The sequence below is a fragment of the Peribacillus sp. FSL P2-0133 genome (genome assembly GCF_037975445.1).
Lineage (GTDB): Bacteria > Bacillota > Bacilli > Bacillales > DSM-1321 > Peribacillus > Peribacillus simplex_E.
In genome coordinates this window covers 1,006,079-1,025,942 of sequence record NZ_CP150254.1, presented here as the reverse complement: position 1 = coordinate 1,025,942, position 19,864 = coordinate 1,006,079, and the positions used below count along the sequence as shown (strand labels likewise).

The 19,864-nt window shown below is 40.2% G+C and carries 21 protein-coding genes; 8 read left to right on the top strand and 13 right to left on the bottom strand.

The genetic code is table 11. From position 1 onward, the window contains the following. The first annotated feature begins 147 nt into the window (after positions 1 to 147). The 3 genes from MKY17_RS04885 (at position 148) to MKY17_RS04875 (ending at position 2,440) form a co-directional block, all read left to right on the top strand. Positions 148 to 1,020 carry an EamA family transporter gene (locus MKY17_RS04885; protein WP_098373331.1) on the top strand — a complete coding sequence of 291 codons (873 nt, stop codon included), beginning with the start codon at positions 148 to 150 and terminating at the stop codon, positions 1,018 to 1,020. Positions 1,021 to 1,298: 278 nt separating this feature from the next. Then, positions 1,299 to 1,886, top strand: a complete 588-nt coding sequence (locus MKY17_RS04880) for a chromate transporter (RefSeq protein ID WP_098373332.1) — start codon at positions 1,299 to 1,301, stop codon at positions 1,884 to 1,886. Then, entirely contained in the window at positions 1,886 to 2,440 is a 555-nt protein-coding gene (locus MKY17_RS04875) for a chromate transporter (protein WP_098373333.1), read from the top strand. Before MKY17_RS04880 ends, MKY17_RS04875 begins: the two co-directional genes overlap by 1 nt. Before the next feature lie 34 nt (positions 2,441 to 2,474). On the opposite strand, the gene MKY17_RS04870 is transcribed toward MKY17_RS04875, so the two are convergent. Continuing rightward, positions 2,475 to 2,951 carry an Lrp/AsnC family transcriptional regulator gene (locus tag MKY17_RS04870; RefSeq protein WP_034315019.1) on the bottom strand — a complete coding sequence of 159 codons (477 nt, stop codon included), beginning with the start codon at positions 2,949 to 2,951 and terminating at the stop codon, positions 2,475 to 2,477. A 998-nt stretch (positions 2,952 to 3,949) separates the two neighbouring features. Between MKY17_RS04870 and MKY17_RS04865 the strand changes: the two genes are divergently transcribed. The 3 genes from MKY17_RS04865 to MKY17_RS04855 are packed head-to-tail and all read left to right on the top strand — an operon-like array spanning position 3,950 to position 6,555. Next, positions 3,950 to 5,347, top strand: coding sequence for a HAMP domain-containing sensor histidine kinase (locus MKY17_RS04865; RefSeq protein WP_098373334.1), 1,398 nt, complete (start codon positions 3,950 to 3,952; stop codon positions 5,345 to 5,347). Next, positions 5,325 to 6,002, top strand: coding sequence for a response regulator transcription factor (locus tag MKY17_RS04860; protein ID WP_098373335.1), 678 nt, complete (start codon positions 5,325 to 5,327; stop codon positions 6,000 to 6,002). Before MKY17_RS04865 ends, MKY17_RS04860 begins: the two co-directional genes overlap by 23 nt. A 1-nt stretch (position 6,003) precedes the next feature. Further along, a complete protein-coding gene (locus MKY17_RS04855) occupies positions 6,004 to 6,555 on the top strand; it encodes a VTT domain-containing protein (protein ID WP_098373336.1) in 552 nt (183 codons plus the stop codon). A 187-nt stretch (positions 6,556 to 6,742) separates the two neighbouring features. On the opposite strand, the gene MKY17_RS04850 is transcribed toward MKY17_RS04855, so the two are convergent. After that, a complete protein-coding gene (locus tag MKY17_RS04850) occupies positions 6,743 to 7,285 on the bottom strand; it encodes an HD domain-containing phosphohydrolase (RefSeq protein WP_286177219.1) in 543 nt (180 codons plus the stop codon). 29 nt (positions 7,286 to 7,314) lie between these two features. Next, positions 7,315 to 7,776, bottom strand: a complete 462-nt coding sequence (locus MKY17_RS04845) for a PAS domain S-box protein (RefSeq protein WP_260398111.1) — start codon at positions 7,774 to 7,776, stop codon at positions 7,315 to 7,317. A gap of 430 nt (positions 7,777 to 8,206) precedes the next feature. On the opposite strand from MKY17_RS04845, the gene MKY17_RS04840 reads away from it, so the two are divergent. After that, positions 8,207 to 8,983 (top strand): SurA N-terminal domain-containing protein, encoded by a 777-nt coding sequence (locus MKY17_RS04840; RefSeq protein ID WP_098373337.1) that lies wholly within the window; start codon positions 8,207 to 8,209, stop codon positions 8,981 to 8,983. Between the two features lie 308 nt (positions 8,984 to 9,291). Here the strand turns inward: MKY17_RS04840 and MKY17_RS04835 are convergent, their stop codons facing one another. From MKY17_RS04835 to MKY17_RS04795, 9 genes are all read right to left on the bottom strand, one after another. Next, positions 9,292 to 10,707 (bottom strand): SpoVR family protein, encoded by a 1,416-nt coding sequence (locus MKY17_RS04835; protein ID WP_098373338.1) that lies wholly within the window; start codon positions 10,705 to 10,707, stop codon positions 9,292 to 9,294. Between the two features lie 162 nt (positions 10,708 to 10,869). Next, entirely contained in the window at positions 10,870 to 11,949 is a 1,080-nt protein-coding gene (locus MKY17_RS04830; RefSeq protein ID WP_098373339.1) for a hypothetical protein, read from the bottom strand. 155 nt (positions 11,950 to 12,104) lie between these two features. Continuing rightward, positions 12,105 to 13,214: an o-succinylbenzoate synthase gene (gene menC, locus MKY17_RS04825; protein WP_098373340.1), complete on the bottom strand. Its 1,110-nt coding sequence runs from the start codon at positions 13,212 to 13,214 to the stop codon at positions 12,105 to 12,107. A gap of 13 nt (positions 13,215 to 13,227) precedes the next feature. Continuing rightward, positions 13,228 to 14,022, bottom strand: a complete 795-nt coding sequence (locus MKY17_RS04820; protein WP_098373341.1) for a GNAT family N-acetyltransferase — start codon at positions 14,020 to 14,022, stop codon at positions 13,228 to 13,230. Then, complete coding sequence (locus tag MKY17_RS04815) at positions 14,015 to 15,169, bottom strand: M20 peptidase aminoacylase family protein (RefSeq protein ID WP_179891179.1); 1,155 nt, start codon at positions 15,167 to 15,169, stop codon at positions 14,015 to 14,017. The genes MKY17_RS04820 and MKY17_RS04815 overlap by 8 nt, the downstream gene beginning before the upstream one ends. A gap of 63 nt (positions 15,170 to 15,232) precedes the next feature. After that, positions 15,233 to 16,075, bottom strand: a complete 843-nt coding sequence (locus MKY17_RS04810; RefSeq protein ID WP_098373342.1) for a MurR/RpiR family transcriptional regulator — start codon at positions 16,073 to 16,075, stop codon at positions 15,233 to 15,235. 206 nt (positions 16,076 to 16,281) lie between these two features. Further along, positions 16,282 to 17,163 carry a radical SAM/SPASM domain-containing protein gene (locus MKY17_RS04805; protein WP_076367611.1) on the bottom strand — a complete coding sequence of 294 codons (882 nt, stop codon included), beginning with the start codon at positions 17,161 to 17,163 and terminating at the stop codon, positions 16,282 to 16,284. Between the two features lie 242 nt (positions 17,164 to 17,405). Beyond that, positions 17,406 to 17,726, bottom strand: coding sequence for a DUF3889 domain-containing protein (locus tag MKY17_RS04800; RefSeq protein WP_098373343.1), 321 nt, complete (start codon positions 17,724 to 17,726; stop codon positions 17,406 to 17,408). Between the two features lie 49 nt (positions 17,727 to 17,775). Further along, positions 17,776 to 18,744, bottom strand: a complete 969-nt coding sequence (locus tag MKY17_RS04795) for a M14 family zinc carboxypeptidase (protein ID WP_098373344.1) — start codon at positions 18,742 to 18,744, stop codon at positions 17,776 to 17,778. Between the two features lie 132 nt (positions 18,745 to 18,876). On the opposite strand from MKY17_RS04795, the gene MKY17_RS04790 reads away from it, so the two are divergent. Then, positions 18,877 to 19,119, top strand: coding sequence for a YhdB family protein (locus MKY17_RS04790; protein WP_076367617.1), 243 nt, complete (start codon positions 18,877 to 18,879; stop codon positions 19,117 to 19,119). A 132-nt stretch (positions 19,120 to 19,251) separates the two neighbouring features. On the opposite strand, the gene MKY17_RS04785 is transcribed toward MKY17_RS04790, so the two are convergent. After that, the gene (locus MKY17_RS04785) at positions 19,252 to 19,779 is read right to left on the bottom strand and encodes an NADPH-dependent FMN reductase (protein WP_098373345.1); all 528 of its coding nucleotides are present in this window, start codon (positions 19,777 to 19,779) and stop codon (positions 19,252 to 19,254) included. Positions 19,780 to 19,864 lie beyond the last annotated feature (85 nt).

Here is a 19,864-nt window from a genome sequence, read left to right as displayed (position 1 = left end):
AAAGAATATTTTTGAAAGAGAGCTGAAAGCTGATGTTGTGGTCACCGCTATTCGAAAATGATGTACCTGCAGTTATTCTTCCTTAACGGTAGAAAATTGCATCTCCGTTAAGGACTGGGAATATTTAGTTAAAACGGAGGGTACAAAATGAAAAACACTATATTAGGTTCTTTATATTTATCACTCGCTGCTAGCATTTGGGGCGGGATGTATGTTGTGGTAAAAGTTGTGGTAGAGGTTGTTCCACCACTTGAATTAGTATTATTACGATATGTAATTGCGATTTTAGCATTGCTGACAATTGGTTTTATAACAAAACAATCTTGGCGGATTGAAAAACGAGACTGGCTTTTGGTTTTCATTATAGGACTTGTTGGAAACACAATTTCTATTGTAACCCAGGAAGTCGGTACGCTACTATCCACTGCACAAATGGGAGCCATCATTACTTCGACAACACCTGCATTTATGGTGATATTTGCACGTATCGTTTTAAAAGAAAAGATTACTTTTAAAAAATCAATTTCTGTTATTTTAGCGACGATCGGTGTCGGTATCATTGTCGGAAATGCCCATATTGGCTCATCTTACCAACTTGGGGGCGTATCACTGCTTATTGCTGCATTAACTTGGGCACTTATGTCTGTTCTAATTAAACGAATACCTGGGCAATATTCACAAATTGTTATAACGACATATGCAGTGCTTGTGGCAATTGTCTTTTTAACACCTGTTACGATTAGTCGATTAGATGAGCTTGATTTTCAAGCAATCATGCATCCATCCATATGGGGCGGCCTTTTATACTTGGGCGTTATTTCCACAGCATGTGCCTTTTTACTGTGGAATCGCGGACTGCAAATGCTAACCGCATCAAGTGGGGGATTATTTTTCTTTTTACAACCTATAGTGGGTACTTTTTTAGGTTGGTTAATACTAGGTGAACAAATCGGCTTGTCTTTTTGGATAGGTACAATATTAATTTTTATTGGTGTGTTATTAGTCATTCGGGAAGAATAACCCATATTAAAAAGTTTGTTAGAGTTATATTTTAAAAAGTACCCTATAGAGCAGTCACTTTAAAAAGGTCTGCCTATAGGGTACTTTTTGTATTTTTACTTGTTTGTTTTTCTTAGGTAATCCAATTTTTATTTACTTCAACCTATTGCATTGAAATATACCTTTTATACATTCATTACGTAATTATTATCATGATTTCATGTACATTTCGAAAGCATTTTTGTTATCATTTATTCATAATCATGGAAAAGAATTCTAAAACCAAGGAGGAATCGTTCTTGAAAAATCCATATACGGAATTGACGATCGGGATGATGAGAACGGGGATTTTAGGTTTCGGCGGCGGGCCATCTGTCATCCCGCTCATCCGCCACGAAGCAGTTTCCCGTTATCACTGGCTCGACGATGATGAATTCGGGGACACTTTGGCGATTGCCAATACACTCCCAGGACCTATTGCCACTAAGATGGCAGCATATCTTGGTTATAAATTAAAAGGCTGGCCTGGAGCCATCGTCAGCGTGGCCGCTCACGTTTTACCTTCATGCATTGCGATGGTTTTCTTGATTGCATTCATTAATGTTTTAAGTAATTCGGCAATGATCAGTAATATGATCGCTGCTGTAATGCCGGTTGTTGCTGTCATGCTTGGTCAAATGGCTTATGAGTTTGGCGAAAAGACGGTAAAAGGGTTAGGAAAGGTGCTCGGTATCACCTTCTTTGCGATTTCCTTTTTGCTTCTGCAGGTCATTTCCCTGCATCCGGGTATCGTCATTATGATTTTCCTTTTATATGGTGCTTTCCATTATAAATTAAAGGAAAGATTGAAAAATAAAAAGGTTAATAGGAAGGAGGAATCCACTTAATGGGTCTTATTATCCCAATAGGAGTAGCTGTTTTTCTAGCGTTTTTCATTGCCAATATTCTTGGTTATGGCGGAGGTCCAGCCTCGATTCCGCTTATGTATGATCAAATCGTCACTCGTTATGGCTGGCTTGATAATACCGAGTTCTCACAAATGCTTGCGTTAGGAAATTCACTCCCAGGACCGATCGCCACGAAAATAGCCGCATATGTCGGATATGATGTATATGGCTGGCCAGGATTTCTAGCCGCATTGGCAGGCACGATCATCCCTTCAGCCGTGGCTTTGATATATTTATTAAAAATCCTACGAAAATACAAGCAATCACCTATCGTAAAAGGCATGTCCCTGCTTGTACAGCCCGTGATTGCGATCATGATGTTATTGCTCACCTGGAATATGGCCGAGGATGCCGTCGGTTCCATCGGCTACATCCATTCAATCGTCATCGCTGGATTGGCCTTTTTGGCCCTAGGTAAATTCAAGATCCACCCGGCCTTCGTAATCATCCTTGCCTTTGCGTACGGCGGCTTTATCATCCCGCTCACATTATAATAAAAAATCCACCTATATAGGGGGATTTTTTCATTTAAAGCTTCATGCCCATCCGGCTTTTATAACGTTTAATGAGAATTTGGCAATCAACGCTGACAACACCGACGACCGCATACAGCTTCTCATTGAGAAAACGTTCCATCTCCTGGTTATCAGTAAAGATTCCGTGCATATGGAGTTTACTCGGACCGGTCATATGATATAAACTCGTTACTGCCGGTTCACTTTCTAATTGCTGTGCGACCGATTCCAGATATTTAGGCTCAACCTCAACGTTAAAGAATGCCGAAACATGGATACCGACCTTAGCAGGATTTATGACCGCTGTGAACCTCTCGATCACACCGTTTTCAACAAGATGATTGATTCTCATCTGAACCGCAACCCTGGAGAGCTCCACTTTCTTCGCTAAGTCGGTATACGAAATTCGCGCATCTTCATGTAAAACCGAAATGATTTTCTTATCGATCTCATCAACTTTCAAGCTGGGAATCTTAAAGTCCTCTGCCATCCTACGTAACTCCTTTTCGATTTCTTTATTCCATTATCGCAGAGAACACCAGCGGATCACAACAATCTTCCTTTTCACTTTTTAACCTCCATTAAAAACGGCAGAAATTAAGCGATAGCCAAAATATATGGCCTGCCCATTTTCAATAATCCCCTCCAATTTGCCATGAACATCCATCATATATGTAGTTTTTCAAACTTAGGATACATCATTTCGTCTAGATGTATGGCTAAAAGCGAAGCCGTCAAACAGATGAATTCCGATAGGAATCAGAGCGGGACAAATTGACGGCATCGGCGACACCCCTTAAGAGATAGTAAGGGAAACCATCATCCTCCTCCGTAATTAATGGGAGCAAATGAGTACCTGCCAGACTGCAGTCCCCCCTCCTCATTCGAAAAATTGAAAGGCGGGGGTTTTACAGACCGTTTAATGCAGGATGAAAGTTAATGAATAGATCCAATGGACACTTCCTCAATCCTTAGTTTGAAAAGTCTTTGCGATGTTTTTGTATTCCTCTTCATTGAGAATGCCCATTTTTTTGAATAATGCGGAATAAGCGATTATTTTTTTCTGCGTACGGTTTGTACAATTCATATGGTTCAGCTCCTTTCTTACATAGTATTCACTTACGACAAAATGTTTCCTTAATACAAAATATTTCGAATGAACTAAATCAAAAAACTGCCCAATTCCCTGGCAGTTTCATATTGTTATAGGTGATTAAAATAAGACTAGTATATATAAATTCAAGTAATGAATAAGCATCTATTTTTTTAATAACAACGGGATGCACTCCGAACCATCTTGAAGGCAGTTTTTGTACGTTAATGAACGCGTAACCGCTCCCTCCAGCATTAAGCTAATGACCTCGCCAATTTATTGGCTTGTTCCCTTTTAAAACCGTATTATTGTTTAAGAAGATGCGAAGAAATTGAAGAAATGCATACTTTCTTCATATTTTTTCGCTAAACTGACTTTATTCTATAAGAAGGTGAATGCTCCTGAAAATCTCATTTAAGCTCGGACTATCTATATTTGTTTGCATTTTTTTGATAGAAACCGTTTCCATGGTTTACTTGCATAATAAAGTGATACATTCCCGTGTCAATCAGGAATTGGATTCACTGAAGGCCCGTGGCAATAGTCATCGTGATGTGTTGGAAATTACGTATTCCGGCTCAACCCTTCAGCATATCGGCCTGATGGAATCACATAACGATACAGATGTCGTGATTACGGATACAAGAGGAGATATTCTGATATCTTCCGAAAAGGTAAATGGGGGAATGGAAAAAATCTTAGCTAAAAACCTACCGCAGGTACCCCGAAAAGGTCTGATCATCCAATCGAGTTGGAAGGATGAAAGATATATAGCCACCGTTACGCCATTTATCAGCGATGAAGAAAACAAAGGCTATGTTTATATGTTCAAAGATACAAGAGATGTGGAGGATTTAATCGCACAATTGAATAGGCATTTCCTTCTTGCGACCGCTTTGCTCCTTTTCTTCATGCTTGTCATCATTTATTTTCTATCAAAGGCTTTAACTAGACCACTGATAGCGATGAAGGAAGCGACAACCAAGCTCAGCAAAGGGAATTTTTCAGTGGCTGTGCCAGTACGATCTCATGATGAACTCGGGGAGCTCGCCCAATCCATTCAAAGCTTGGCTGATGAATTGAACTATTTAAAGAAGGAACGGAATGAATTTTTGGCAAGTATCTCTCATGAACTGCGCACGCCGCTAACTTATATAAAGGGATATGCTGACGTTGCCCGACGGAAAGATTTGGATGATTCCGAACGATCACGATATTTAGAGATCATCCATGATGAATCAGAACGATTAAACAGATTATTGGACGAACTATTCAATATGGCTAGAATGGATCTAAATACATTCACCATATCAAAAGAAACCGTCAAGCTCTCTTCATTCCTGCGAAACATTCACGAAAAAGTTTTACCGGCTTTTACAAATGAAAGAATTCAATTGAATCTGGAATGTAAGGATGATTTATTTATAGATATAGATCCCTCACGGTTTGAGCAAGTCATTCTTAACCTGCTGGATAATGCGCTGAAGTACTCGAACGAATATACAGTCACCACCATCAAAGCCACTGAATGCCTTGGCAGGATTTCCATCTCCGTAATTGATCAAGGAGTTGGCATTCCCCCTGAAGATATCCCCCATATCTTTGATCGTTTATATCGTGTCGAGAAATCACGCGCCAGAGATACCGGTGGATTCGGATTGGGGCTCTCCATCGTCAAGCAATTAGTGGAGATACAAGGAGGAACCATTTCGGTTAAAAGCGACTTGAAGCAAGGAACGTGCTTCACTATCACATTTAAGGAGATAACAAATGAAGACAGTAGTTCTGGTTGATGATGAACAGAGAATGCTTGATCTATTAGATCTATACATTACACCTCACGGATATACATGCGTGAAGATTAAATCTGGACATGAAGCCATACAGTTCTTAAGGCATAAACATGCGGACATAGTACTTCTTGATGTAATGATGCCTGAGATGGATGGGTGGAAAACGTGCGAAAGGATCCGTGCGTTTTCCAATATTCCCATAATCATGCTCACAGCCCGGGATGCTGCACAAGAAATGGTGAAAGGGTTGAAAAAGGGCGCAGACGATTATATTACGAAACCCTTTAATGAAGATGTTTTACTTGCCAGAATCGAAGCGGTCACGCGGCGAGTGCATAATCAGGATGATCATGTGATCTTTAGGGGGCTAAAATTAAATGAATCCGCTTATGAAGCACATTATCATACCAAAACAATCCCATTAACACCAAAAGAGTTCTCACTGTTGCGCCTGTTTTTAAAATCCCCAGATCAAGTGTATTCCAGAGACCACCTCCTTTCGACCATATGGGGATTTAAAACGGATACGGAAGATCGGACAATCGATTCCCATATTCGAAATATTAGAGAGAAATTGCGTCATGCCGGTTTTCCTGCAGATCAACATTTGAAAACGGTCTGGGGCATCGGTTATAAATGGAGTTCCGTGGATTGATATGAATTTCATTTCTGAGGCATTACTTTCCAGCGGCCCTTTTTCCATTGCTGTAAGTTTAGCATTCAATATATTGATTAGCGTGCTTGGTTTTATTCCAAGCGTATTCATCACGGCTGCCAATATCACCGTATTTGGATTTGAAAAGGGGTTGATCCTTTCTTACATGGGGGAAATTGCCGGAGCAGTGGTCAGCTTTTGGTTATATCGAAAGGGCTTTCAAACATTCAAACCCAAGTTCATGAAGAACCGGTGGATCATGAAGCTGCAAAAGTCACAAGGATTTCATGCATTTTGGATGATTCTGATGCTTAGGCTCCTTCCTTTTATTCCATCCGGCGTGATCAACCTCACAGCAGCATTAAGCAAGACGGGAATGATGATTTTCTTTCTCGCGACATCCATCGGAAAACTGCCTGCCCTCCTTGTCGAAGCGTATTCGGTAACACAAATATTGAAGGCATCGGACGATGTAAGGATTGTTTTGGTACTGTTGATTCTGGTAATCGCAGTCGTTTATTACTTTAATAGAATTAAGAAAAAAGGAATGTAGTAATAAGGCTTCTCTACTTTTAGGGTAAATTAGTAGGGATTTTCTTTTTAACCCTACAATTGATAAGGAGCCGTCCCCCCTTGGTCTCCAAGGGTTAACGATCAGATCCAGAAGGCTGATGCGACCTTTTCTTTCCACGAAGCATTACCCCATTATATCAGGATATGATATTCGACGAGTTCGTTGTTTAATATATCCCTGTGCTGCGAACGGTTTCGAAACCATTTTTCTGCGCCGCCTTTTCATTAAAATAACAAAAGAAAGACACCACGATGGATGGGTCGAAATGCTTTCCTTTTTGTTCGTTTATGAAAGATAATGCCCGCTCCACTGTCCAGGAATCTTTATACGGCCTTCTGCTGGTCAATGCATCGAACACATCCACAATGGCAACTATTCTAGCTTCCAATGGGATGTCCTCACCTTTCAAACGATGTGGATATCCAGTTCCATCCCATTTTTCATGATGATGGAGGATGATGTTTTCAGCCACTTCCAGGCTGCTGATCACATCATTGTTCATTTCCTTTGAAATCTTATTCAAAATATCGGATCCCATTAACGGATGCATCTCGATGATTTTTCGTTTATATGGAGATAACGGGCCAGGTTTGTATAATATCCCCTCAGGAATCTCCGCTTTCCCGATATCATGTAGAATACTTGAATGAACGATATGATTCATATAGCTTTTAGATAGTTCAAGCTGGCATCTTCGATTATAAACCATAACTAGCCGCTCGGTTAGGTTTTGAACTCTCAAGGGCCTGAATCACGGATTTCGAATGAAATGGCGAAGACCTTTAACAATTCCCTTTGAGTCTCTGCCCTTTTCTTTTCCGAGAGGTAAATCCCTTCTTTCAATTGTTCCAGTTCACGGAAAATCCCTACAAAATACCACTGCCCCCCTAGATGAATAGGAGTAATCGTAATAGAGAAATGCCAAATGTCACCCGATTTCTTTCGGTTGGTGAAGACCCCTGACCAAGGATTTCCTTCCCTTAACTCGTTTTTCAGGGATGTGTATGTATACAAAGGTGTTATCCCTGACTTTAGGAATCCAGCTTTGAACCTAATGATACTGTTCCTTGAATACCCTGTCGTCCTTTCATAATATCCATTATTATCAAGTATGCGATGATCTTGATCCGTAATGATGACGGCATCCCCCAACTTTAAATATCCTGCCAATTCAAATGGCAGCCTTGATTTTCCTTTCAAAATCTATACCTCCAATAGCTGAATATCCGATCCTGTCCCTTTGTTTCACTTTTCTCATTGTCACGGCTCACTCCGTTCATGATTAAAATTCTCAACATATAGGCTAAATGAACTACATTCGGATGATAAGGTATAAAATACCATACAAGTTTTAGATACAATAGTTACTAAGCAATGTTTGTGTGTAAGTGATAGACTACAAGTTTCTGTCTCACCACGTATCAGCCTTCGCATTCCTTTTAAGCTTATTTCATGACGAAGGGTAAAATGGTTCATTTCCGCGAATGTTACACTTATATAATGAGATAATGCCTATACTATCTTCCTGTTTTCTGGAAAAAAGAATGAATATATTGTGTTTTAATGGGAAATTCCTTTATAATGCGCATTAGATGATTTTTTAGCATTGAATACGAGAGGAGACTGAAATATGAAGAAACTATTGTACCCAATCATCATTGGATTATTGGCAGTTGTTCTAACGGCTTGTGGTTCGAACGATGAAGCTGATAAGAAAAATGACGAGAAAGAGACTAAAACAACTGAGAAAGAAACGGCTAAAGCAACTGAGGAACAGCAAAAACAAATGGAAGAAATGCAGAAGAAACTAGACAAGCAAAAGGTGGATGAAAAGAAAACGGTGGCCATCGTCAATGACGAAAAAATTTCAGGTGCGGAATATAATACCGTGTTGTCTACCACACAAATGCAGATGCAGCAATTCGGACAAGACCCAACAACCAAGGAGGGAGCCAAACAAATTAAAGAGCAAACGCTCAATTCTTTAGTTGGGCAAAAATTGCTGCTTCAAGCAGCTGATAAAAAGGGCTACACAGCTTCCAAGGCCGAAATTGAAAAGCAACTTGCCGAAATCAAAAAACCATATGAGAGTGAAGAGAAATTCAAGGAAGCGATGAAGCAAGCAGGTCTGAATACGGAAACGCTGAATGCTCAGATCGCAGAGAACATCCCATATACGAAGTACGTCGAAAAAGAGATTAAAGTGGAAGAAGCAACTGATGAAGAAATCCAAAAGTATTACGACCAGGTTGCAGAGCAAGCTAAAACAAGCGGACAGAAGGTACAGAAACTCGAAGAAATGAAGCCGCAAATCAAGGAACAACTAGAGCAGCAAAAGAAACAAGAAAAGCTTGTGAAGCATGTGGAAGAACTTCAGAAAAATGCTAAGGTCGATATTAAGATTTAATAATGAAAAGAGCTGCCAAAATTGGCAGCTCTTTCTTTATGGTCTTTGGTCCGCCTACTAACACTCTTTAGGTAAAGGAGCATTGGCTAATCACGACTGGGTAAAGAAAGTTCAAAATGAAGAACCATTGGAAGCGTTCGATTCGGAAAAAGTATTACATCCAACTGCTGTTATTAAAGATTTCGAATTGTAGATGAAAAAATAAAATGTTTAAAAACGCCTATCCAAAAGTAATTTAATACTGCATCTCCAAAAAGCATCAATATAAAGCAGAAAAAACTGCCGAGTGATCGGCAGTTTTTTCTGCTTTATAAATATTTCCGGTGAATACCCTTTCCATCATAGGAAAACAGGACTTCTTTTCCTTCAATGACTGATTCCATATGAACGGAGCGGCCCCAGAGCTGATGGATATATGGCATGACTTTTTCGAGGTACTTCAAATCCAGTTCAATATCTTCATACCAATGTTTTAGATAAAGTTCCCCATTGCGCATGAAGTCCCCATCATTTACTGTGATATAAGGGAAACCGCCGTTAACCCTCATACTCACGAGTTGATCACGAACATTCTCCCATGCCTTATCGACGATTTTATAATCCTTGCCCTGCTTTTGGAATAAGTACATATCCTCCCGCATGACCAGATCTTTCGTCAAATAATTACGGAGAAAGGAAATATCCGATTCGATTTCCCTGACTTCGAACATCTTTTCCCGGCCAGATCCAGGCTTGACGCCCAGCTTGATCATTTCTTCAGTTGGATTATCATAGCGTTCTTCAATATCTTCAAGCACCTTCAATCCTAGATAATAAGGATTGATGCTGGTCCGTGATGGCTGAACGACGCCTGCGTTCAGTTTTGCGAATTCAATGGCTTCCCCTGAGGATAGATCCAATTCACGGATTATGCGCTGATGCCAGTAGGATGCCCAGCCTTCGTTCATGATTTTCGTTTCCAGCTGCGGCCAGAAATACAGCATCTCTTCCCTGATCATCGTCATGATATCCCGTTGCCAATCGGTTAAATCCCTGCTGTACTGCTCTATGAAAAGCATAATATCCTTTTCAGGCCTTGGCGGGAATTTTTTTCTCTTTTTAATGTTCGATTGCTTCGGTTTATCCTTATTATCAAGGTTCCATAAATCATCGTATTGTGTGGCTGTCGGTTTTATTTCCTCTTCTTCTTCCTCATCTTCCATCGTCCAGGCAAGTTTCGGTCTCATCAGCGACGGATCGATATGTTCTTCAATGGCTAAAAGTGCATCGAGAAAGGTTTCCACTTCCTTTTTCCCATGCAGGATTTCATATTCACGGATTCTTTCTGCCGTTGCCGACATACTTTCTACCATATCTCTCTTAGTATTATTAAAACGTATATTATTCTTAAAGAAATCACAATGCGCCAAAACGTGGGCAACAATCAATTTATTTTGTACAAGTGAATTGGAGTCCAGTAGAAAAGCGTAACAAGGATCAGAGTTAATGACCAGTTCATAGATCTTACTTAATCCAAAGTCGTACTGCAGCTTCATTTTATGAAATTGCTTCCCAAAGCTCCAATGAGAAAAACGGGTCGGCATCCCATAGGCACCAAATGTATAAATGATTTCTGAAGGGCAAATTTCATAACGCATCGGGTAAAAATCCAACCCGAACCCCGTTGCTATTTCTGTAATTTCACTAATGGCATATTCCAGAGCCTTTTGCTCCGCTTCATTCATCCGAAATCCCCCTTGTCTTCCGCCTTTAAACTAATGTATGAAAAAAAGGAGGAAAAATGCCGTGATCATGAGTAAAGGTCCTCGATAACAGAAAAAAACACCTCCATGAAGAAGATGTCAGGCCAAATGTTTCATGCCGTTCTACACACAGTCCTATTGATATTAAAATTTCACTATTTCCGTATTCACAGCCTCTTTTTTCGTTTTTGAACGGATCCAGGAAATGATGAGCGCTGCTATGATTACAAAACCTAAGTACCCTGTGATCGGGTATACCGTCCCAACCAATTCAATAAAGCCAACGAAACTTGCAAGGAAAGCGAGGATCCCGACCATAATCACGGATATTTTAAAGCGTTTCGTTTCCGCAGGCACCAACCTGGCGGTGAATGCATACAGCATCCCGACAGCGGTATTATAAATCATTCCTAAAAGGATGATTGATAGGAGATATCCCAACCATGGAGAAATCTGATTCGCTAAATGAAGGGTAGGCATACCTGAGCCTTCTATGCCCTTCAAGTCGGACATCATCCCCAAATTGATCAAGAATAGCAAGATCCCCAATCCGATACCTCCTAGAATTCCTCCCATACCAGCCTCTTTCTTATTCTTGAAGGTCCCTCCCATTACGGCTAGCATGGCAATTCCGGCAGTCATATTATATGAAACATAAAGTAATGAACCCATCATCCAATTTCCGGTTGCAGCCGTCCCTTTACTTGAAGATGAAATGATTTGATTGAAACTTAGATCGGATGTGAAAAATGAATAACCTGAAATAATGATCATGATAACAAATAAAAACGGTGTTACGGCACTTATGATGGACATAATTTTGTTAACATTAAGTAAAAGAGTACCAATCGTGAGAACCGTCATGACGATTGCACCAACTATACTTGGAATCCCGAATTGTTCTTCAAAAATCGTTCCGGAACCGGCAATCATGATTACTGTAACGCCAAACAAGAAAAATGTGATAATAATATCGACCACCCTGCCTATATAGCGGCCACAAATATGATCGATGATGCTTTTATGGGAGCGTGTTTGGAGAGTGCTCCCCAATTGAGTAACCTGCATGCCTAAAAACGCGAATAAAGCGGTTGCCACCAAAATTCCCAATACACTGTAGATTCCAAAACTCGTGAAGAACTGTAATACTTCTTGTCCTGAAGCGAAACCTGCTCCAATGATGATTCCAATATATGCACCTGCAAGATTTACACTGTTTTTCATATCACATACCACCTTAATTATATGATTATTCTGACAATTAAAGTTAAAAGAAATATCTTCCCTTTCATCATTATCCTGTTCTACAATCCCCTCCCAGCTTCAAGTTAACGGGCCGAAGCTGGGAGGCACTTTTATTTACAAATTTTGTACATTTATCATTTGGTATATCTTTTACTATAGGAAGTGAATTCATCGACCGCAGCGTAATCTACTTCATAGCCAATGCCAGCCGCCTTTGGAACGGTTATGACTCCATCTTCCACTGTAACCTCCGGTTGGATGATGTCTTTATGCCAATAATTCGCGGATGCTGCCGTATCACCAGGCATCGTGAAGTTATCAAGTGTTGTCAATGCGATATTATGGGCACGCCCCACACCAGATTCCAACATGCCTCCGCACCAAACCGGTACATTCCTTTCTTTACATAATTCATGTATTTTCATTGCTTCCGTTAAACCGCCAACCCTGCCGATCTTAATATTAATGATTTTACAGCTTCCCAATTCAAGGGCTTTTCTTGCATCTTCCACGGAATGTATACTTTCATCCAAGCAAATCGGTGTTTTGATTTCCGCTTGTAATGTGGCATGATCGACAATATCATCTGATGACAAAGGTTGCTCGATCATCATTAAATCAAATTGATCAAGCTGTTTCAGTAATTCGATGTCTTTCAGACGGTAAGCGGAGTTTGCATCTGCCATGATCGGGACATCGGGATATCGATTGCGCACTTCCCTGATTACATCTACATCCCAACCTGGTTGGATTTTCATTTTTATTCTTTTATACCCATCCTTCAATCCGGCTTCTATCTTCGCCAGTAATTCAGGTACCGTTTTTTGGATGCCGATACTGATCCCAACATCGATTTTTTCTAGTTCCCCGCCTAAAGCCATACTTAATGGGATATTATTTTCTTTTGCGTATAAATCCCAGATGGCTCCCTCGATTGCCGATTTTGCCATATTATTTTTACGAATATGCGAGAACATATCCGATACATCACGGGGATGTTCTATTTCTTTATCCAATACAAGCGGTATCAAGAAATCCTCCAGCATGGTCCAATTGGTTTTTATGGTTTCTTCGTTATACCAAGGTGCTGAAAACGCCACAGATTCAGCCCAACCTGAAAGCCCCTCTCCATTTTTCACTTCCACAAGAATGAACTCCTTATCCACAAACGTTCCAAAGCTTGTTGTAAAGGGAGCTACCAAATCCATATTTAAATGACGTAAACGCACTTCTGTTATTTTCATCCCGATTCCCCTCTTATTCTTGTTTTTTTAATAAATAGTTTTGAATATTTCCACCTTGTTCCCGTTCAATCCCTGCTGCAACATAACCTTTGGCAAAAAGCGTTTTGAATAATTCACCGGTTTTTAACCGCCAATCAATCGCAAGGCTGAGATCAGCTTTTTTGATTTGTTGAATATCTGTCGGAATGGGTATGGCGATCACCTCTGCATTGGTTTCAAAATGATAATCCTTGATGTAAGGAAAGCCTTGGTCATTCATTCCTGTCGTTACGATGTGTATGGCTTTATCTGGAAGCGGAGTCTCTTCCTTTGCTTCCTGCCGTATATTCCATTCCACCATGAATCGATCAGTGGACAATCCTTCATTGAGGGTATCCTTCATATTTCCATAACAATCATCCATATACGTAGAGCAAACAGCTTTTAGCTTACCGATGTTCAAGTTTGCATTCACACTTTCCAATGGATCATACGTCCATGTGATTAAGTCGTAACCTTTTTTGAGTGCTTCTTCTTTTTGTGCAAGTTTAAGTAATTTGCCGTAGCCCTTCTTTTGATGGGCAGGATGGATTGCTAACATATGTGAACAAAGATATGCCCTTCCGTCCTTGAATCCCGGGAAACTGTATTGAAACCCGACTAACTGACCATTGATGTAGCCGCCTAAAACAAGCCCGCCGTTTTTGACTGCCGTAATCGTCTGATGGATGGGAACGCAATCCATGCCCCATACAAGAACTTCCAGTCGCTGCACTTCTTGTAAATCCTCCAGTGTTGATAGGGATTTAATGATTAATTCATCAGTCATGCAAGTGTCCCCCCTCCCCATATTTCTCGAAAGTCAGTATGATGGCTTTGGTCAGGATTTCAATCCCCGATAACAAAGCATCTTTGTTGAACGTCATGTTCGGATGATGGAGCCCTGGTGCCAAATCACAGCCCAATCCAAGCATCGTCGCTTTGAGTTCAGGTCTTTTCAACGTATAAAAATGAAAATCCTCTCCTCCTGTCGTAATGACAGGCGCTACCAGATTTTCTTCCCCGAGTGTATTGGCTATCGCTTCAGACATTATTTCCTGGGCTTGATCGTTCACGGTTGCTGCGGCAACATTGGTTCCCGGTTCGAGTTTCACTTCCACTCCATGGACAATGGCCAAAGATTCTGCAACCTTTTCCACCTTTTTGGTGAGCTCTTCCATCATTGCATTATCCTGTGCCCGTAAATCCAATGAAAAAGTGGCTCTCCCGGGGATGATATTGGAGCTTTCTCCTCCAGCAAAAAACTGCGTCATTTTTGCCGAATAAGGGATGGATGGATTGAGATGGATACCATTTAACAAAGTGATGAATGCTGCTCCTATCTCGATGGCATTTTGCCCTTGATGCGGTCTGGCTCCATGTGCATCAGTCCCCGCTATTTCTCCTTTAATGAACTGAGCGGCACCATGGACAATGGCTGGCGCCGCTTGCCCATCCTTCACTTCCTCAACCGGTCTTAAGTGCACCCCATAAAGGAAATCGACATCATCCAATACTTTTTCTTCAATCATCTTCAAGGCGCCCGTACCTTTTTCTTCAGCAGGCTGAAAAATGAATTTCAGTTTGCCTCTTGGATGAAAGTCCATTTCTTTCAATAACAGGAATACTCCAAGTGCCAAGGTCATATGCCCATCGTGTCCACAGGAATGATTGGCTTGAAACGTCCCATCCACCTCCTGCCAAAGTGCATCGATATCCGATCGTAACCCTACCGTGAAATTCCCATCCCCAATTTCCCCAACCACTCCTGTACAGTCCTTGAATGTTTTCACCGTACACTGATTTTCCGTTAAAATATTTGAAATGAAAGCTGTCGTATTCACTTCATTCCAACTCGTTTCAGGATGTGCGTGTAAATGGTCAAAGATATCGAGTATACGAGGCCTTAATTTTTCGATAGACTGTGTGATATCCATTTCTGTCTCCCCCTTGTATCCCGGTTTAATCGGCTTGTTCACCGAACTGATGGAAATTTAATCTCAAAAGAAAAATTCATCTTGATTGAACGCATCATATATAGCTTTTCTTTCTTTGAAACCCTGTTCATCCTTAATCGATACACCAGCTACTAAACTATTCAATAATGAGAATAACACCGGTGCCGTATCGATAGTGGAAGTTCTAGGTGTTGAAATGGGCAATAATATGTCAGCGTATTCAGCAATTGGAGCCAGTTCAGAATCCGTAACACCAATTACAAATGCACCCGCTTTTTTGGCCATTTCCGTGATTTTCACCGTCTCTTTAACATAGCGGTGAAAAGAAATGGCTACAAAAACGGAATTTTCAGTCATTTTATTCAACAGTAAAAAAATATCATCTGTATCAGGCCTATATAAATGGACCTCTTCCCTAACAAGCCTAAGCGTAAAGGTTAACCAATGTGCTGCTGAAAATGATAACCGGTGTCCGGATATCAAAACATTGTCAGCTGCCGCCAATTTATCAACTGTTTTGGAAAAATCTTCATTTGATAAATTTTTCATTGTCTTTTCGATGCTGATGATATCTTGCCCCATCACCTGAGCCATGAAGTTTGGCTGATTCGCGGCTTCAAGTTTTGAAGAATGATATTCATTCAAACTGCTACTCTCGTATATCAACTGATTGCGAATAAGTTTTTGAAGTTCCGCATATCCACTTAACCCCAATGAATAACAAAAGCGGATGATGGTCGTTTCACTCACCCCTATATCTTTTCCGAGCTCTTGAGCTGAAGTGACTGCAAATGTATGTGAATGCACTAACAAGTATTTTGCTACCTTTTTTTGACCTGTGGATAAACCAGGGAATACTTCTTTAACTTTTTGCTGTAAATCCATAAAACATCCCCTCTGAAGCAAGATATGAATCCAATACTTTTTATATGACAATATGAAGTTTACACTTCATCAATAATAGAGAGTATTCTATCACGGGACTCCAAAAAAAACAATAATATTCTGAATTTTGAATAAAAAAAGAAGGGGCAATATCATTCAATCACACAAAAAAACCACGAAGATGGACTCCGTGATTTTTCTTAATCTTATTTTTTATGACGCTTAGCATAGCCACAGCGTTTACATAATTCTTCAACTGCACATCTTCTTGAAAAACCATCATACATATTTTTCGCACGTTCACCATTTAAAATGTCTTCAAGTGATGTTTCGAATATATTTCCAAGCGGTATTTTCCCTTCACTATCCAAGCAACAAGGTACCACTGTACCATCCACCAAGATGCCTAACTGATCTCTAAGGGCATAGCAGAAAATATTTTCATCGATAATGTCACGGTCCAATTCCGGCCACTCGAATTTTTCGGCCATGTTTATATAAACCCGGTCCTTCAACTTAATATTATTCTTTTGCTGAAGTGCTTCACTTAAGCGGATGTCCAATGAAAGCTTCTCCTCCAGCATGCTAAGAATATCGTCGTTCAGGCCATTACTCGCTTTTAATTCAGCCGTATCCATATTCCATAAACGGATGGCACAAATCACTTCACTTTTTTCATTTGCTTCATTTATGAAATCGGCAATATTACTGACATAAGAATCAAGACTATTGCTTGTATCGTTTGCCTCAAAGCTATGAAGTGAAATATTCACCTGCCGAAGGGCTTTTTTGGAGAGTAGCTTGTCTTTGACCTTTTGAATCAAAGTACCGTTCGTTGTAATATTAACCTTCAGGTCATTTTCAGCACTGATATCCAGGAAAGTACCCAAATTTTTATTTAAAAATGGTTCACCCATCAGATGAAAATAAATATGATCGGTGTGTGGTTTAATTTTCTTGATTACATCCGTAAACCCTTCAGGATCCATGAATTTCAGAGTCCTTTGCAAGCTGGAACTTGGACAAAAATTACACTTCAAATTACATATATTCGTAATTTCCACATAAACTTTCTTAAACTTTCTCATTTTCTAATACCCCTACAATCAAGCTTATTGTTTCAATCTGATACTAACTATACTGGTTAGCTGCTCATAAATGCAATGAAAACTTCATGGCAGCTGAACGGATGTGAATCACTTTCCATTGGCAACTAACCCGGTATCCACCATTTTCCGGACAACCTATAAAAGAAATCAGAAAAAAACATCTTCTCGAGGTGAAGATGTCCGGTAAGATGCATACCTTGAATTTTCCGTTTGTTCTGACCTCACTTTCCTTTTTGCTCCGTGACCTTCAAACTAAGTAATTTTTCATTTTTCAAATCATGTTGTACGGTCACGATGACATTGAACTTCTGACCTTTATCATCGACCAAAAATCTGAAATCGTCTTCGACGAGATTTTTCGATACAGTTTTTCTGCCCTTATATTCGTAATCATTAATATTAACTTCAGGATAATCTGCTTGCACAACTGCAATTGCAATCTTTCCGTATTTTTCGTAATCGGGTTTTTGGGCCTGTGCTGAAATGGCCCCTGCTTGTATGATCAAAAAAATCCCCATTAGCATCACGATGACTTTTTTCAAAATCTTTTCCTCCTTATACTTTCCGCTTACTATTATTATGTAAAATTGCTCAGTTGTTATGCAGCTGCTTCGCTTCTTTTACAAGCATGATTCCAACTAATCGATTCCTCTTCCACTCCTCAGGAAACACAGCCAACGGCGGATTGGTTTCATCCACTAAATAACTAAGCTCGATCGTCATTCCCGGGCGGCGGAATTCAGTGATGAACCAATCCGTAAATCCGCTTCCTACCGCTTCTTTTTCCGGAAAGGTCAGTTCATACCCAGTCAATTCGGCAGTCTTTTTGGCAATCCCATAATCCCTCGCCATATTTTTCCGTTTATTTTTGTAATGCCAAAAGATTTCCCTTCCTGAGGTATGGTAGGAAACAGCAATAAGGGGATCGACCTCCTTCGTGAAATCCGTAAGTGCTAATACTTCAGCTGCTTCTAGTGGTTGTTGGCCTTTATAAAATTGATACGTTGGTTTTGTTTCATCACTCATGACTTCTTTCCATCCAGCCGGATACTGCCTGTTTAAATCAATGCCTTTGGCGTTGGCTTTCCACCGGGACCAATTCCTGCTAAATCGGTTCATTTTCCATACGGCAGCCTTTTCAAAAACATTTAAGTTGGAGAGATCACCTTGCTGGATACTTACTCCATCTGGATTCAGCATCGGGATGAACCAGATGCTCACATCATCCAATGATTCCGTCCGGTATTCTCCAACAGGTTTACCCGCTCGATAGGCGGCTGCATACTCTTCAAGCATGCGCATTAAAAGTATGGAACTGAGCCATTCCCGTCCATGATGTGATCCCACCAGCAAAATCGATCTTTTTCCTTTTCCTAATTTGACTGCCTTTATATTTTTCCCTTTTTCAGTTTGCCCGATTATTTTAACGTCCAATTCATACTGCTTCTGGATTCCTTGCAGATCACTTTCCATCTGTTCAGGGGAATACACTTCTGCCGCCAGCGATGGTTCAGGAAAAAAAAGCAGTACCAATATTCCAATTACCATTATTTTTCTCATGTACTCACCTTTTATTTTTATTCAGGAAAAAAGCAACAACCGCGGTCCAAATACATCTCCACTTATTGTAAGGAAATGTTCTGTCTTATCTGAACAAAATACAAATAGCTCCTTATTAAGGGGGAGAAGAACATGAGGATTGCGGATTATGATCAGGCATTGTTTCACACACACCGTTCTGATTGGGACAGCTTGTTAGTATTGATGGTTCGAACGAAAGATCACTTTCTTTCGAAAAAAATAGAACATTTTTTGCACGCTTACAGGTTTGAACATGATTATCAAATCGTTCAATCCCAGCTGTATGCACTGCTTCGCTATCTTGATCATGCGGCAGAACAAACAAGTGATTATTTAAGTGAACTTCCAAGCTAAAATCAACTATAGTTTTTGCAAAACGGGAAAATTTATACAAGAGGATTAATTATCGGGGATATAACTTTGGCTGGTGAAACCCTATAAAAAACAAGGAAGGGTCAGGTATTTTAATACCTGACCCCCATTTCATTATTTTTTCATTGAAGTATATGCAGTTGCATACATTTTAAGCTCTTCAATCATACCTTCTACAAGTACGGCAGACTCTTCAAATAAACCATCATTTTCGTAATCGAAGCAATGTGGATCCAGTACCAATTGTTTAGCGATCACATTTGCATAAAGGCTTCGACCCACTGTCCTCATGGAATTCAAGGCGTTGATTCCGCCTTTACCTCCGCCGGAGACAGCCAATAGTGCAACTGGTTTATGCGTGAATTGCTCACTGCTTAGAAAATCCAAGGCATTTTTCAAGGCCCCGCTCATGGAACCATGATATTCCGGAGTGGTCAGAATTACGCCATCAGCTTCCTCGATGCTTTTCCGAAGACCTTGAATCACATCCAATTGATATTGCTCACCTTCACCTGAATATAAAGGGATTTCACTATTGCTTAAATCAATAAGTTCCGCTCCGTATTTCTTGGATATGTAGCGTGAGGCTATCCCCGTACGCCCTTGTTTACGTGGTGAACCATTAATGATTACTAATTTCATGAATTTATACCTCCATTATTCCCTATGTTTTCCGAGATCAGTCGCCAATACAGTATACCAAAACGGAAACGGAATTTCCTAGAAT

Excerpts from the sequence above, each read along its gene's own strand:
- MKY17_RS04805 (WP_076367611.1), bottom strand. The coding sequence starts at position 17,163 with ATGAGAAAGTTTAAGAAAGTTTATGTGGAAATTACGAATATATGTAAT.
- MKY17_RS04795 (WP_098373344.1), bottom strand. The coding sequence starts at position 18,744 with ATGAGAAAAATAATGGTAATTGGAATATTGGTACTGCTTTTTTTTCCT.
- MKY17_RS04885 (WP_098373331.1), top strand. The coding sequence starts at position 148 with ATGAAAAACACTATATTAGGTTCTTTATATTTATCACTCGCTGCTAGC.
- MKY17_RS04865 (WP_098373334.1), top strand. The coding sequence starts at position 3,950 with ATGCTCCTGAAAATCTCATTTAAGCTCGGACTATCTATATTTGTTTGC.
- MKY17_RS04820 (WP_098373341.1), bottom strand. The coding sequence starts at position 14,022 with ATGACTGATGAATTAATCATTAAATCCCTATCAACACTGGAGGATTTA.
- MKY17_RS04840 (WP_098373337.1), top strand. The coding sequence starts at position 8,207 with ATGAAGAAACTATTGTACCCAATCATCATTGGATTATTGGCAGTTGTT.
- MKY17_RS04830 (WP_098373339.1), bottom strand. The coding sequence starts at position 11,949 with ATGAAAAACAGTGTAAATCTTGCAGGTGCATATATTGGAATCATCATT.
- MKY17_RS04870 (WP_034315019.1), bottom strand. The coding sequence starts at position 2,951 with ATGGCAGAGGACTTTAAGATTCCCAGCTTGAAAGTTGATGAGATCGAT.
- MKY17_RS04785 (WP_098373345.1), bottom strand. The coding sequence starts at position 19,779 with ATGAAATTAGTAATCATTAATGGTTCACCACGTAAACAAGGGCGTACG.
- menC (WP_098373340.1), bottom strand. The coding sequence starts at position 13,214 with ATGAAAATAACAGAAGTGCGTTTACGTCATTTAAATATGGATTTGGTA.
- MKY17_RS04790 (WP_076367617.1), top strand. The coding sequence starts at position 18,877 with ATGAGGATTGCGGATTATGATCAGGCATTGTTTCACACACACCGTTCT.
- MKY17_RS04850 (WP_286177219.1), bottom strand. The coding sequence starts at position 7,285 with ATGGTTTATAATCGAAGATGCCAGCTTGAACTATCTAAAAGCTATATG.
- MKY17_RS04815 (WP_179891179.1), bottom strand. The coding sequence starts at position 15,169 with ATGGATATCACACAGTCTATCGAAAAATTAAGGCCTCGTATACTCGAT.
- MKY17_RS04855 (WP_098373336.1), top strand. The coding sequence starts at position 6,004 with ATGAATTTCATTTCTGAGGCATTACTTTCCAGCGGCCCTTTTTCCATT.
- MKY17_RS04810 (WP_098373342.1), bottom strand. The coding sequence starts at position 16,075 with ATGGATTTACAGCAAAAAGTTAAAGAAGTATTCCCTGGTTTATCCACA.
- MKY17_RS04835 (WP_098373338.1), bottom strand. The coding sequence starts at position 10,707 with ATGAATGAAGCGGAGCAAAAGGCTCTGGAATATGCCATTAGTGAAATT.
- MKY17_RS04875 (WP_098373333.1), top strand. The coding sequence starts at position 1,886 with ATGGGTCTTATTATCCCAATAGGAGTAGCTGTTTTTCTAGCGTTTTTC.
- MKY17_RS04860 (WP_098373335.1), top strand. The coding sequence starts at position 5,325 with ATGAAGACAGTAGTTCTGGTTGATGATGAACAGAGAATGCTTGATCTA.